The sequence below is a fragment of the Rhodopirellula sp. UBA1907 genome (genome assembly GCF_002337565.1).
GTDB lineage: Bacteria > Planctomycetota > Planctomycetia > Pirellulales > Pirellulaceae > Rhodopirellula > Rhodopirellula europaea.
On the sequence record NZ_DDGH01000020.1, the window covers coordinates 76,472 to 90,692 of the forward strand.

The 14,221-nt window shown below is 55.7% G+C and carries 7 protein-coding genes and 1 pseudogene; 3 read left to right on the forward strand and 5 right to left on the reverse strand.

What is annotated here, in order from left to right:
* Window positions 1-64 precede the first annotated feature (64 nt).
* Window positions 65-5,176, forward strand: coding sequence for an Ig-like domain-containing protein (locus tag B2R17_RS04850; protein ID WP_286763077.1), 5,112 nt, complete (start codon window positions 65-67; stop codon window positions 5,174-5,176).
* Between the two features lie 174 nt (window positions 5,177-5,350).
* On the opposite strand, the gene B2R17_RS04855 is transcribed toward B2R17_RS04850, so the two are convergent.
* The 3 genes from B2R17_RS04855 to B2R17_RS04865 form a co-directional block, all read right to left on the reverse strand.
* Window positions 5,351-6,715, reverse strand: a complete 1,365-nt coding sequence (locus B2R17_RS04855) for a DUF11 domain-containing protein (RefSeq protein ID WP_286763078.1) — start codon at window positions 6,713-6,715, stop codon at window positions 5,351-5,353.
* A complete protein-coding gene (locus B2R17_RS04860; protein WP_008657537.1) occupies window positions 6,712-7,497 on the reverse strand; it encodes a hypothetical protein in 786 nt (261 codons plus the stop codon). Before B2R17_RS04860 ends, B2R17_RS04855 begins: the two co-directional genes overlap by 4 nt.
* A 261-nt stretch (window positions 7,498-7,758) precedes the next feature.
* Window positions 7,759-9,114: a hypothetical protein gene (locus B2R17_RS04865; protein ID WP_039962080.1), complete on the reverse strand. Its 1,356-nt coding sequence runs from the start codon at window positions 9,112-9,114 to the stop codon at window positions 7,759-7,761.
* A gap of 306 nt (window positions 9,115-9,420) precedes the next feature.
* Between B2R17_RS04865 and B2R17_RS04870 the strand changes: the two genes are divergently transcribed.
* Both B2R17_RS04870 and B2R17_RS04875 read left to right on the forward strand, forming a co-directional pair.
* Window positions 9,421-10,623 (forward strand): hypothetical protein, encoded by a 1,203-nt coding sequence (locus tag B2R17_RS04870; RefSeq protein WP_286763079.1) that lies wholly within the window; start codon window positions 9,421-9,423, stop codon window positions 10,621-10,623.
* Window positions 10,624-10,667: 44 nt separating this feature from the next.
* On the forward strand, window positions 10,668-11,690 hold the full coding sequence (locus B2R17_RS04875; protein ID WP_286763080.1) for a UbiA family prenyltransferase: 1,023 nt from the start codon (window positions 10,668-10,670) through the stop codon (window positions 11,688-11,690).
* Window positions 11,691-11,923: 233 nt separating this feature from the next.
* Here the strand turns inward: B2R17_RS04875 and B2R17_RS04880 are convergent, their stop codons facing one another.
* On the reverse strand, window positions 11,924-12,499 hold the full coding sequence (locus B2R17_RS04880; protein ID WP_286763081.1) for a hypothetical protein: 576 nt from the start codon (window positions 12,497-12,499) through the stop codon (window positions 11,924-11,926).
* Between the two features lie 138 nt (window positions 12,500-12,637).
* Window positions 12,638-14,094 (reverse strand): annotated as a pseudogene (gene tnpC, locus B2R17_RS04890) (IS66 family transposase).
* Window positions 14,095-14,221: the final 127 nt, after the last annotated feature.

Here is a 14,221-nt window from a genome sequence, read left to right on the forward strand (position 1 = left end):
GACGTGTGACAGCACTGCTTCCCCTTTTCTGGTCCCCAGGGGCCCATCCTGCCAGAGACCCTCGATGATTCATCGTCAGCCTTCTCAACCGTCGTCGGATTGGACTTCTCAAGCCGCTACGGAGCGAAATCCTTCCGATTCCAATGCGGGCAAAGGACGCTCGAAACGCCGTAGTGACCGGCGCAGTAAACGAACACAGAAACGCCGTTTGATGATGGAAGGGTTGGAATCACGCCAACTCCTGGCCGCCGGCGGCGTTTTCCCCAATACCCCATCCGTGCAAGAGTACGAGGGTCCACGCAATGTTGGAGCCGTCGCCGCATTCCCGGTCACAGAAGAGGAAGGCCGGGGCGATATGGGCGAAAATGATTTCTTCCAGGACGCCCAAATCATTCCGTTGGGAAATGGTCCCGGACAGCGTGACACCGTCGATGTCTCGGGCGCAGCAGGCGTTCGGACATCATCCTTCGGTGGTTTCGAAAACGATGTCGATGTCTATGGTTTCGAATTGAAAGCAGGTGACATACTCGACATTGCTACGCTGGGTGGAACCACGTCCTTCACCACCTTCTTGCCCAATGGAAACATTTGGATTGGGCAGGACACGAACATAAACATTCCGGGCGTTTTCTCTGCGTACCCCTCGTCGTCTCCACTTCAGACGCTTGGGAATGCAACGATGGCCCAGGTGGTTCCTGAGGACGGAACCTACTATGTGGAAGTTGCAACTCAGAGTTCAACGACCGACTACACGCTAGGACTGCGAACCTATCGTCCGGTGACTGAAAGTCTGCCGGTTGGTTCGAGCCAAAAAGTCTTCTTGGACTTCAACGGTGGGACGTTCCAGCGAGACCTGTTCAACCTTTCTTTGTTGACCGCAGGCGTGTTCACTGGTGGTTCCGTTCGGGTTCCATCGTTGCAAGACACGCTGAATGACGTAGGCATCGTTGTTGGATCCAACGCGGAATATGACGCGTTGATTGATTCGGTTGTTGAAACGGTGATTTCGCAATACGAAGATTTGGGAATCGACGCTTCGAATGGCTTGTATTCTCAAACAGGGAATCCCGGCGACTTTGGCATTGAAGTTCTCAATAGTAAGGATCACCCAGACCCCGGAAGTGACCCGCTAGTCACCCGCGTGGTGTTCGGATCAGGAGCATCCTTCCCTGACTTCGTTGATCCACCACTTGGAGTTGCCCAATCGATTGACGTTGGTAACTTCGATACGAGCGAAGTTGTCCTTGTCTTCCTCGACATTGAATTCACTCAGTTGCCACTGATTCCACGTTCGTCTGCCTTCAGCGATTTGGATGTTTTGGGATTGGAACTGGCTGCGACGACTTCGCACGAGCTTGCACACTCTTTTGGTGCCTATCACACGGATGGCACGAACCTGACGCCTTCATTGATTGATGGCGGTGGTGCATTGAACAATCAGAATGGACTCGGCGTTGGGCCGGATGGCATTCTTGGTACCGCCGACGATGTTCGTGTGGCCTTCCGAACGGATCGCGTTGATCCAGGTGGAGCGGTCTCATTCGGTACGCTATTCTCTGCGGAATCGCTTGCTCACTCCCTGTCCACTGGTACGGTTGGTTCGACTGCAACCGGTCGAATCTTTAACGACGTCAATGGAAACGGCACGTTCACTGGCGACTCAGGTCTCGGTGGTGTGACGGTGTTCTTGGACGTCAATGGCGATGGCGTGTTGAGCCCATCCGATCCTTCGACAGTCACGTCCGCGGACGGTACTTACAGCTTGTTCGGTGCATCGGGCACCTACAACGTTGTCGCGATGACTCCTTCCAACTTTGTGGCCACGACTCCCGTCAGTCGTTCGGTGACATTGGGTAGCAGCAGTACCCTGCCAAGCTTTGGTTTCCGTCAGTTGCTTTCGGATGTGACCGGTCGGAAGTTTGAAGACCTGAACGAAAACGGCGTCTACGATCCAGGTGAACCTGGTGTCGCGGGGGCTTTCATCTATGCCGACTTAGACGGCGATGATCGACCTGACCTTGGTGAGCCATCGGCGATCACCGACGAGGACGGTCTGTATACGCTCGACTTGCCAGATGTGAACTACTCCTATGCGATTCGCGAAGTCGCAGAGCCTGGATTCGAAGCAACCGTTCCATTGTCTGGCGAATACACCGTTACGCCTGGTAGCGGACCAGCAGAGAATTTCAACTTCGGTGGCCGATCGTCTCGCGATTTTGGTGACGCTCCGGATTCGTACGGAACGCTCAGTGCATCCAACGGTGCCAGCCACGGGATCCTCAGTGGTCTTACCCTCGGTGCCACGGTGGATCGCGAAAGCGATGGGCAGCCAACTGCCGATGCCACGGGTGATGGTGCCGACGAAGATGGTATCCAGTTCACCGCACCGTTGGTGCCTGGGACGACCAGTTCGATCCAAGTCACTGTTAACAACACAACCGGCGGACAGGCTTACCTGCAAGGTTGGATCGACGTCGATGGTAGTGGCACATTCGATTCGGATGAACGTTACATCTCGAACCAAGCCCTTACGACTGGTGTCAATTCGGTTGCGTTGACGCTGCCTAGCTTCACCTTGCCAGTCAGCGGCTTGTTGGACACGTTTGCTCGTTTCCGTCTGAGCCAAGACACCAATATCTCGGCGACCGGATTTGTTGATGCGGGTGAAGTGGAAGACTATGCCGTTCGACTTCTGAACAACGGTGACTTGGCCAACGACGACAGCGTCTCGGTGCCTCGCAACAGCCAAGGTTTCCCAATCGATGTGTTGGCGAACGATTTCAACTCGGCATCCAACCCGCTGACCATCACCACCCAAGGCACGGCGGCTACACGAGGTGTTGTAACGATTAGTTCGGGCGGGGCCGGTCAACAACGATTGCTGTACACGCCGCCAAACAACTTTGTCGGTCAAGACTTCATCCAGTACCGTGTCATCGACACGCAAGGCAACGTGGCAACGGCCACTGTCAGCGTCAATGTGACCTTCCAAACGGAAGATCCAATCGCTTTGGATGACATCTATCGCATTCCAGCGAACGCAAACAGTAGCGGTGGATTCCCACTGAACGTTTTGGACAACGACATCGCTTCGGACGCTCCTGGTGGACTGACGCTGGCGTCGGTCACCAACGGTTCGGCCGGCGGAACGGTTGTGTTGACCCAGAACAACCAATCGGTGCGTTACACGCCTCCCGCTGGTTTCACTGGATCAGAACAGTTCATGTACACGGTTCAAGACAGCGAGAACAATTTCTCGACTGCCACCGTGACGGTTTCAATCAACCCGGATGCCGATGCGGATGATCAAGCATCCTTCACGCTGGAAATCTTGGACGCGGTCAACGACACACCACGTCCAACCTTGCAACAAGGTGACATCTTCCGATTGCGTGTCAGTGTCGATGACCTGCGGAATCTCTCCACGTTGGCACCGCAGGGTGTCGCCTCGGCATTCCTCGACGTGTTGTACTCCAGTGAACTGGTGACGACCGTCGACACCAACACGAGCGATGCATTCCCATTCGATATCACGTTTGGCCCGAAATTTGAATCTTCGAGTTTCCAGCTTGGCAACACGCTGACACCTGGTTTGCTCGATGAGATTGGTGCTTCGCAGTCGATCTCGAATCTGGAATCCGTCAATGGCCCGAATGACGTTGCATCGCACGTCGGACCTGCGGAATTGTTCACGGTCACGCTTCAGGCAATCGGTTCAGGGATCGCGATCTTCCAAGCAGATCCTGCTGACGCGATTGTGAGTGAAACGGTCCTCATCGAAGAGGACACGGCACTCACCTTTGATCAGATTCGATACGGTTCGGTTGAAGTTGCGATTGCTCCCGCGGGACCAGACTTCCCATCGGCATTGGATGATTCGTTCCCTCAAGGCGTCGACAGCAATGGTTCGTCGATCACGAGCACCAGCGAATCGACACTCGATGTGCTCGACAATGATTTGTTGGGCACCAACGGCGAAGTCATCTCGTTTGAAATCAACCAAGGTGCTGCCAACGGTGTCGCGATCGTCCGCGACAACGGCACGCCAGGCGATCTGTCCGATGATTACATCGGGTACACCGCCGACATCGGTTTCAGCGGCTTTGATTCGTTCACTTATGTGACGACGGTGTCCAGCCCAACGTTTGGAATCGTCACGAGCATCGCAGAAGTGACTTTGGTCGTCGGAGCCAACCAAAACCCATTGGCTGAATTCGACTTTGAATTGGTCGACGAATCAGGGAACCCAATTTCCAGCGTCTCGATTGGTCAACGCTTTGGCGTTCGAATCGTTGCCGATGACTTGACGCAATTCGATCCTTATCCCGTCTTCGCTGGTTTCTTGGACGTTCTGTATGACGCGGGACGCGTCGTTCCATCGGACACGATCACGAACGATAGTTTTGATTTCGATGTTGAGTTCGCAGACGAGTTCAACGAATCGAAGGCTGTTGGCGTCAACACGCGAGCAGGTTTGATCGACGAATTTGGAACGCTGCGAAGCGATACCGGACAACCCATGTCCGGCGTCAGTCCTTTGTTGGCAACGTTGTACTTCGAAGCAATTGCTCCGGGTACCGCGACCATCACAGGCTCGCCAGCGGATCGTTTCCCATTCCAAGACACTTTGTTGGATGACCGTGACGAACGAGTCGATCCATCGCAGATCATTTACGACTCGCTGTCGTTCACGGTCACCGGCAATGGTGAGCCACTGCAGAACACCAACCTGCCTGCTGACGTGAACGGTGACAACCTTGTCACCGCTATTGACGCCCTGTTGGTGATCAACGAATTGTCGCGATTGGACGCCGCTGCTGCTGGTGAACCTGGATCCGCCAACACGCCGCTGTTCTATCACGACGTCAACGGTGACAATCGTGTGAGTGCTCTCGATGCATTGCGAGTAATCAACTACCTCAACGATGCTTCCGCTGGCGAAGCGGTTGCACCGGCTGGTGAGCCTCTGTCCAACGGTATTCAGACGCTTGCAAGTGACGCGTCCGACCAAGCGATTGGTGATTTGGCTTCAGAAGGCAAAGTCACAGGCGGAGCAGTTGCTTCGGCCGATGCATCTGCCAACGGAGCGGTTGTTACCGACGACTCGGACAGCGATTCAGAAGACGATGATCTGCTCGACTTGTTGGCCGACGATGTCGCTGGTCTTTGGAACTAACTTCGACTCGAAGTTCCAACGCTAAATACAAAGAGCGTGGCGAAGCAGTTGCTTCGTCACGCTCTTTTTTTGTTTCAACGTTGTCTCAGGAACCCGATGGTTTTGTTTGAGGCGAAACGACATCCGATCCTTCGGGATCGCGATGCCGCCTTGTCTGCCTCAACTTGATCGAACTCACCGAACCTTGCATTGGAATTCGATCGTCACCGTTTCGCCGACGGCGAGTTCCTCGGTGAGTTTCCAGATCAGTTGATCCGATCCAGCTTGGTTCGGTTGGATGCTGAAGTCCGCGTCCATCGTTGCTGATTCCGAATCAGCGATGTATTCCAATCGCGTGGTCAAGTTGTCCGTCACAACGACGCCATTGACTGGCGAGTCACCCACATTTTGCAGTCGCAGTGCGAAGGTGACGGTCTCGCCAATTGGAGCGTGCTGTTTGTCGGCCAGCTTGATCAGGTTGACACGACCGGCTTCGGGGAAGTCGTAAACGACCACCGCATCGACCTTTTGGTCTCGTGTCAACGTTGGTGGTTTCAAGTCTTGGATTTCGACTTCCACCGATTCGTCGATCGACCAGGCGATGGCTGCGTTGGCGAAGCGTTCAACGAGAGCCAGTTGCGACTCATCCAATTCAGACAAGCTGAGTCGGCGAATGTTGGTCAGCAACGCAAGGACGTCCTCGGCGACTTCGATCTGTTGGACGTTTTCGACAGGCACACCCCGGTTGCGATCTCGCATTGCATCGACACGTCGTGTCAGTTCGCTGCGAGCGATCTTGGTGGTATCGGTCATGACCAATCCAGGTTGGTCCAGGTCGATTCCAAGCGGGCCGACAGGTTGAAACGTTCCGCCCACGGTGATCGAGCGATCGTTTTCGATTGCTCCTGTGATGCGTCGCACCGACGCGAATCGAGGTGAGTAGACGCAGACCCGGTTGGAGGCCGAGAATTCGATGTCACCGGCTTCCGTCGTGTAATGCGTTACTGTGTCTTCGGGCTGAAGGCCGGCGATGACATCGCCACGCGTCAATCGAGCTTGCGGATCGTGATCGCCGCCGTCGCAAAGGAATTCCTGCGGGTCGACGCCCCAGGGTGCTCGCATCATTGGAGCGGCTGGCATCGGCTGGCAAGCAACGCAATCGCCAGACATGCCGGCGGCCGAACCGCATTGACCGGCGCAGGCGGTGTTTCCGCAACCGCAGACGGCACGGTCTCGAAAGCCAACTTGTGCGATCGCTGGTTGATTGATCGTTGCGTTTGCACCGGGAACATTCGATGTCACTGACGTTGACCCGTACAGCGACGCAACATCCAATGCCGGCTGAGTCGCACCCGTCGGCGATTGAGCGATTTGATGAGCGGGCGAGGTCGTTGGCGCTGGTTGAGACGTGAGCGATTTGGTCGGTGACGCGACCGGAGTGGCGCATCCACTGAACAACAAAGCGACGACTCCAGTTGCAAACCAAGCCAAGCACAGACGTGCGTGGTTCGTTGCTTGAGACTGACTCGCGAGTTCGGAAAGGTGAGCAGGTTGCATCATGATTCCGGTTTGAAGATAGGGGCCCACGTGGGATAGCCAAAGAAAAACTGTGGTGCCAGTTCATGAGAACGCGGCGGGGCGAGCGAGCCGATTCGCAGGATCGCGACGACTCGGCCGAGGCGATCGGCTACTTGCAGTGGGTCTTGGAACTGCGACACATCGATTGGTGTTTCGCCGCCGGTGTCGCTGTCTGTCGTGGGTTCTTGAGCGAGTGGTACGGCGGTTTGTGGATCTTCGAGATAGATCACACGTGTAACCAGCTGGCCGTCGAGTGCCGCTTGCAGATCTTCTTCGTCGATCGTGACGATGATTGGATAACGCGTTGCCAGTCCCGGTGGTGGATAGGTCCGATCGACCATTTCCAACGTGGGGAACAACTCGGCTCCTTCTGCTCCGCGGATGCCGCTGATTTGAAAGCGGTAGACTTGGCCAACCAACAACCCTGCCATCAATCCAGGTTCAGGATCTTGAAAGCTGCCCATTTGAGGCAAGGCAAATCGAACGCCCTGTGGGCCTCGGATTTGGACAGGTTGATAGTAAGGAGCTTGCACTCCCATCGCCGCCGTGCCGCCTGGTCCGGCCATCTGGCGAGTCGCAGCGATCGCACCCGGTGGCATTGCACCGTTGAACAAACGATGTTGTCCGTTGGACGAAAGATACTGCGACGGGTCCGCAGCCGTGGATGCGGTGCTCGTTGCCAACACGCAGGCAATCGCGAGCGACGGCAGAGCCCATCCGGCGTTCAGCAATTTGCTGGGCGGAGTAATGCGTGCGATTGCCATGAGTCTCAATCCGGTTGCGATATTCGTTCTCGGGCAGCTACGTAACATGCTCGTGGCAGTTTTCGTCTCTGCTCTGGGCATGCTTGATCTTTGCTCTGAGCAGGTTTCATCGTTGCTCTGGGCAGGTTTGATCTTTGCTCTGGGCAGTGACGATGCGGCGTTTTGCCGAAACAAAACACCGCGTCGTGGTTCAGAGCAGCCAGGCTCGGGAGCCTGACTGCGTTCGGTTTGTCACCGACTTTCCAATTCAAGCGTTACTGATTAGTAGACGCCTTGGCTGGCCTTGTCGTAGTGAGGTCGGCCATTTGGAATGCCTGGGTTGATGTTCTGCTCGGTGATCCGAACACGGCTGACCGGGTTGGGGTAGCTCATGCCAGGTTGCTGGCGAACATCGATTTTCATCTTCTCAACAGGTCGTGGCATGTTCATGTGAGTGTGGTTGCGAATCACATGCTTCTGCAAACCGGCTGGAGCACCCAATGGAATGTGAGGTGGTCCAGGCAATCCGATTGGCGTGCCGGTGTGAGGCATTCCGTACTGAGGAGCGTTGACACCAGCGATCATGCCGGGCAAACCCATCGGTGTGCCAGACTTGCCAGCACTTGGTCCACCGCATCCATCGGTCATCGCTGGAGCGAAAGGAGCAGGCAGGCCAGCGATAGGAGGACCCATCATGCCGCCCATTGCCATTCCGCCGTTGCCGCCAGCCATCTCGATGTCTTTGTCACCCAAGCGGATGATGGCCAAGATGCTACCGCGACGGTCAGCTTCGACGATTGGGTCGATGCCTGGATCGAGGCGAGTGCTGACGAGTGTGTCGATACCGGCCAAAGCTGGGCCTTGGAACTCGGGATCTGGTAGGTAGATGACTTTGGTGACGAAGTTACCGGTCAAGACTTGGTCGAAGTCTTCTTCGGTGAACTGGATCGGCACCGAGTTGTGAGCCAAGTAAGCACCGGTCCGTGGGTTGGCGTAGGCCAATTCAACGGTTGGGTACAGTTCCACACCGGGACGGCTAGGAATGTTGGTCAACTTCAAGCGATACAGCCCGCCTTGTGGGAAGTTCTGACGAGCGGGAACCACCATGGGTTCGCTGTCGAACATGCCGGCACCGGATTGGTCATAGCGAACTTGCATGCCATCTGGATTGCCGAACGTGACCTGAGCAGTCGAAACCATCCCAGGCATCATGCCGGGTGGTGGCATCATTGCCACGCCGCCGCCAGGAGGAATGTTGGATCCGCCACTGAGACATCCGCCGCCACCGCAGCTGCCGCCGCATCCGCAATCGCCACCGGCGAGTTGACGGAAACCGACTTGCTGAATTTCGGGGTTGTTCTGTCCTGCCTTGACGATGCTCGAGGGCACTTCGCCGAGGACGCCGTCGATGGCTCCCTCAGTGATCATGCCTTCTGTGTCTGCTGCAGCAGCAGGAGCGTTAGCTCCCATCATGCCGTAGGCCTGTGGTCCCAACACACCGGGGCCGGGGCCTCCGACGCCTGGGCCAGGTTGCATCATCCGCTGTTCCGGAGGCAGGTTGTGGCGAACCGGCACACATCCGGTGGCGAGGATCGCCGTGGCCGCCGCAAGCGCCAAATGAGTGACGATTCGTTTCATCTTTTCCCCCGTCTTGGGTCGCTGGGTTCTTTCCCCAACACTCACGATGAATCGGACAAGTCGACAATCGACTCGTTCGCGTTTCACGCGGCGTGGAACAAGAACTGGTTGTGATTCAATCGTTGAATCAAATCAAAATGGAAAGTCAGTGGTGTTCAGTTGTGACCAGATCTGGCTGGACGCGAAGCGGGAAAACGACCTAGGATCGGCCATCCTTCCCCGCAACTGTTCGGTCAGGATCAGTCACTGCTCAGCTCATCGGCACGTGAGGGGGCATTTCTTTGGCAAAATCGTCATAACCTCCCCATGAAGATTCACCCGCATGACTGTCTTGACTGGTTGGACCTGCATGGCCGGTGCGGTTCCGGGATGCAGCGTTGGTGGGCCATGAACCGCAATTCACCCCGCAAAACGTTGGGGAAACTGATTCTTTGCGTTGCCATTTGCATGCTCTCCGGAGGTCTCGCGAAGGTCGCGTCGGACGAAATTCAATCATCTGCATCAAATTCGATTGAGCCCAAAACAAATGGTCCGGCTGACCGGTTGATCACTCAGACGGTCCAGCGAATTGCGATGGGCCCCGCTTTTGATGCAAAGGTTCGCCAAAGGGTTTGGGTCAGCGGTCGCGAAATCTTGGGAGTCGGGACGTATGAGCAAGCCGGCCAGGGAAGCGGGCAATTCAATTTGCAAGTCACGATGTTGGACGGCGACGGCAAACACACGCTGCAACAAGTCAGCGATGGCCGGCTGGCTTGGACGCGAGAACAAATCGGCGAGCAGATCTCTCTACGCCGTGTCGACGTTGGACGCTTGGACCAGTGGGTCAACGACTCACTCGCATCGCTGTTCGGACGCGGCTCGCAAAATTCCCGTTCACCCGCGACGCTGAAACCCAGCGTGCGAGTGGGTGCCTGGACAGAAATGATGGACACGATCGCGAGTGAGCATGATCTGACGTTGCAGTCCGGACAGCTCGAGGGCCGAGACGTTTGGATTGTCAAAGGGACGTTGCGTGACGATGTCCGGGCACAGCGGCTACAAGAGTTTGGAACGACGACATGGCCCGAACTTTGTCCCACCCAGGTCGTTGTGCTGATCGCGCGAAGCAACGACCCTGAATCCGATTTTGGCAAAGGACTGCCGTTGCGAATCGAGTATTGGGGAGACCCGGTGCGTCAGCAGGCAACCGACCAGCAAAATGCCCAAGAAAACGGACAGGCATCTGATAACGCCGATGCCGCCAACGGTGGTGATGCCAGTGCCAGTGAAGCCAGTGTGGTTGACGGTTCCACCACCCAGCCGCGAACATCCAACGAGCGAATGCTGAATTGTCCTTTGATCAGTTTGATTGAGCTGTATTCGTTGCGTCCGATTTCGCCACCGCCGATCGGGCGTTTTCGTTTTGAAAACCAAGACCTTGACGTTGATTTCTCCAACGAAACCGATCGCTATCTGTCCCGCTACGGAATCGCGATCACGGAACGTCAAAGTCGACTGCTTCGTCGCTAATGAACTCCAACAACCCACGCACATCGCTTCCGTCTGAGACAACGTTGACCTCACGCTTGTTTTCTTGGGCAAAGCTCGTTCGACTGCCCAACGGATTCACAGTCGTCGCCGATGTGTCAGCCTCGTTCTTGCTGGTGCTTGGTGCCAGCGGTTGGTTGCGATCTGGGGACGACACGGCTGGTTCGGTTTGGCCTTCAATGGCTTTGGTGGTTGCATCAGGCGTTGCGTTGTATTGGGGCGGCATGGTTCTCAACGATGTTTTTGACATCCGAGCTGATCGCAGGGCCCGCAGTGAACGACCGCTCCCACGCCGCGAAATTCGACTGGCCGATGCACGGTTGGTCGGTTGGACCTTGCTCGTCATTGGGATCATTCTCGCGTCATTGGTCGGCGTGGTTTCTGGTGTGATTGCAATGCTATTGAGCATTTGCATTGTGGCTTATGACGGTCCATTCAAACGAACTCGCATCGCTTCAGTGTTGATGGGTGGATGTCGCGTTCTGAGCTTCTTGCTGGGTTCCACAGCGGCACATTCGGTCATCCCCGCCGAGCAGTGGCAGGGACGCGTTTCCGTCCTGGGCGAACCCGTTTGGATGCACATCACACCCGTCACGTTCGCGTTTGCAATTGGCATGGGGCTGTACATCACCGGAGTCACCACGTTTGCGCGTCGCGAAGCGATCGGTGACCGCAGCATGCACCTTCCGCTGGGTTGGTTTGGGATGACCTTAGGCGGAGTCGTGCTGGCTCTCGCCCCACGCGTCGCAGGTGTCTTCTCTGGCGCCGACGTGCCAGTCGATTGGACGCGAGGTTGGCAAATTGACCCGGCTGTCATTTTTCCGGCGACGATCGCACTCATGGTTGTCCCGACGCTTGCGAGAGGTTGGACGGCGTGGCAATCACCGTCGCCCAAACGCATTCAGTTGACGATCAAGTCCGCGATCATGGCCATCATTCCACTGATGGCCGCGATCACCATGCTCGGTGCCGGAGCCATCCCATCGCTCTGCGTCTTCGCATTGATGATCCCATCCATGTGGCTCGCCCGCCGCTTCCGAGTGACCTGATGGGCGCCTGGCACCTTGAGGGCCAATTACCTGTTCCCGTTTTGACTGCAATCACCCGATCAAAACCACTGCACCGCAAAACATCGTTGGATTGTCCGTGCAATGCAGGCAGAATCGCACGGCGTCTTGCAGGTTGTGAACTCGAAGCCATTTTAGATTGGCACCTGAAGCCGGTGTACGTCAACAAGGCTCCAAAGCAATTCTCACGAATCCCGACGACTCCCGGGCAACTACTAAATTCGTTCAAAACCGGTCGGTAACACTTTGTATTCTACCGGCGTTCCATTCGGTAGATTGCAGCTAACTCGATATTGATGGGGAGGGGGGCCTTGTATTGATGCCCCACTGAAATTTTTGATCGTCACGTGGTCAACGATAGAAAACGATTTGATATCAACAATGAACAAAACGGATTTGGCTTCTTCTAAGAGAGCTTGGGATTCCCTAAAAGAAATCGGTTCGCGCTCTTCATATTCCCGCTTTTGACTATACCAGAGCAGTTTTATGTCTGGCGATTCCGCCAAATCAATCGCCTTGCAATTCAGTGATCCTACTGGTGTCATGTCAAGAAAATTGAAAACGTCGTTGTTGGTTCCGGACAAAGCCAATCGACAAAGCACGCTAGTGCCGAGCCGGGAATGAGCCAAGTTCTCATTTCGACTTTCAACTAAGCATTCGTAGGACTCGACAGTTCCCGCTAATTTAGCAGCCTCAGATTTCAACAAGAGGTTTTCACGATGCGATCGAACAAGAAAAGCGGAGGCAATCGTAGCGATAGCTAGAAGTAAAGCTATTGTGACATTTTTCATTCGTTCGTTGTAGCAACCTAAGTGGGGTGCGATCTCCAAGTCAAAAGTAACGGGCCGCGACGAACTGAGGCTTGGTTTGACGCTCTCGTTTTCACAGGAAGAGGTGCCAGCCCGGCGTACCTCTTACTTCGATGGTAACTATTCAGCCTTCTGCGGAAGTGGTGGCATGATGCCTGTGTTTGCGTAGTTCGCCAGAGCGTTCAAGATTGTATCGAGTGGTTGGTGCCCTCGGAGGCGGAGCGTGCGAAGAACACTCATCATGACCGATTGGCTCAGTGCTCCACGATCGCTTTGGTTGCAGTAGCTGTTCTTGCGAATCATCACCGCCGGGCGGATCGCTCGTTCGCCCGCGTTGTTATCCGACGGGACGCCCTCGTACCACAGAAACGTTAGCAGTTCGCTGCCGTACTTGGCCATTCGCTTCGACAGTCGGTGCGTGTCCGGGTGATCCCATGACTCACAGCCCAGCTTTGCCAATCGCTGTTCCAGGCGACCAACCGCCAGATCGTAGTCCGCCTCGCTCGTCGATGACTTTTGACGTTGCAGTTTCTTGGCGTCACGGTACACGCCAACTAACCGACGCGAGAACGATTTCCACTCCGGGTGATCTCCATGTTTTTCACTGACCGCGGCGGCATCTCGCAGCAGATGTGGCCAACACTTCTGCTTGTCGGCGCACACGACCCATCGTACGGCGACCAGAAATCGGTGATCAACGTTCCTTCAAAGGCATCCGTAAAGAACTTCTGTAACGCCGGCGATCCGCGACTTCGATCGATCATGTAAAAGACGCTTTCGTCACCGGCGAAGCACCATAGCCAATGCGTTTTGCCGCTCACACGCCAGCCTGTCTCGTCGGCGTGTAGCTTGCTGCTTTTCAAACTCTCCTGGTGAATCTGCTCGTACCAAACGAACAGCAAGTCTGCCAAACGATGCCACATCTGAACCAACCCGCCGGGTGTGACTTTCAATCGAAGGTGAAAGTTGAACGTGTCAACGATCTGGCTAATCGTCAATCCTTGCAGGAAGTGCAGCATCGCCGACAGCACCAGTGTGCGGTTGCCCAGCGTGCAACGAGGCAGTACATCAGGCAACTTTGGCTCGACACGCTTGTCGCACGAGGGACAGTAATCGCGGTGAATCGTGTCTTCGGTAATGATCGGCTTGAGGTCTTCAGGAATGTCTTCGCTGCGGCGCGTCCGCGTCTGGCCAGTTCGTTTCAGCTTGCCTCCGCAGTCCGGGCAGGATTCGCACTGATGATTTCGAGTGCGATCCGGTTCTGCCAGCGGTGGCCGTGTGCGTCCGGCGTGGCCGGGCTGCCCGCCGCGTTTTCGCTTCTTGCGTTTGGGTTTCTTTGGCTCGGCAGTCGGTTTATCGTGAGGCGGTATCGCCGAGGAAGGCGTGTTGGGTCCCGTGGCTTGGCTCGCTTGAGCGATCCGCTGCTGCAGGGCGAGCAGGGTGAATGCGGTACACTCAGGGTCGCAAGCGGCAAACTCACGAGCTTCCGATTCGCTCAGTTGATTGCTCAGAAGCTTGTCGATCAACGAGTTGTTGATCGGCGGATCAACAGCGGCAGTGGTTTTGGCTCCATCCATGACCCTAATAACAGAACGAAATCTCCGATTTCAACCAAGAGCAATTCCAACAGGCTGAATAGTTACCTTCGATTGAACCACTGAATCTGATGTCGATTTGTGGGCTGAACCTTCAAAGCCGACTGCG

Coding starts and splice junctions, on each gene's coding strand:
- B2R17_RS04850 (WP_286763077.1), top strand. CDS start 65: ATGATTCATCGTCAGCCTTCTCAACCGTCGTCGGATTGGACTTCTCAA.
- B2R17_RS04855 (WP_286763078.1), bottom strand. CDS start 6,715: ATGATGCAACCTGCTCACCTTTCCGAACTCGCGAGTCAGTCTCAAGCA.
- B2R17_RS04860 (WP_008657537.1), bottom strand. CDS start 7,497: ATGGCAATCGCACGCATTACTCCGCCCAGCAAATTGCTGAACGCCGGA.
- B2R17_RS04865 (WP_039962080.1), bottom strand. CDS start 9,114: ATGAAACGAATCGTCACTCATTTGGCGCTTGCGGCGGCCACGGCGATC.
- B2R17_RS04870 (WP_286763079.1), top strand. CDS start 9,421: ATGAAGATTCACCCGCATGACTGTCTTGACTGGTTGGACCTGCATGGC.
- B2R17_RS04880 (WP_286763081.1), bottom strand. CDS start 12,499: ATGAAAAATGTCACAATAGCTTTACTTCTAGCTATCGCTACGATTGCC.